The sequence below is a fragment of the Bacillus sp. SIMBA_074 genome (assembly GCF_046534555.1).
Lineage (GTDB): Bacteria > Bacillota > Bacilli > Bacillales > Bacillaceae_G > Bacillus_A > Bacillus_A mycoides.
In genome coordinates this window covers 1-272 of the sequence record NZ_JAWRYM010000523.1, presented here as the reverse complement: position 1 = coordinate 272, position 272 = coordinate 1, and the positions used below count along the sequence as shown (strand labels likewise).

General features: G+C 48.9%; 1 protein-coding gene. It reads right to left on the bottom strand.

Annotation, left to right across the window (positions count from 1 at the left end):
- Positions 1 to 129: 129 nt before the first annotated feature.
- Positions 130 to 258 carry a S46 family peptidase gene (locus SB773_RS31820; protein WP_410594318.1) on the bottom strand — a complete coding sequence of 43 codons (129 nt, stop codon included), beginning with the start codon at positions 256 to 258 and terminating at the stop codon, positions 130 to 132.
- Between the last annotated feature and the right edge of the window lie 14 nt (positions 259 to 272).

Here is a 272-nt window from a genome sequence, read left to right as displayed (position 1 = left end):
AAGGCAGTACTTCTAGTTATATCTGCGTACCTACGCCAACACGCCGTAAACCCATCCCTGGGGGCTCGATTCGGCCATCCAGGCCTGCAACGGTTGGCTTAGAGTAAACCTCTGTTCGTTTAAAAAGTTCTATTGTTTTACGCCCATCTCTTTTAACAGACTATCGGCACCGTCCAGCTGCATTTGCCAAAGCATAAAACGGTGATCGACCTGAATAGAGCGGGTATTGTCCGGGTTATAGTCCCAGTCAGAAATGATGGAGTCCAGCGTAC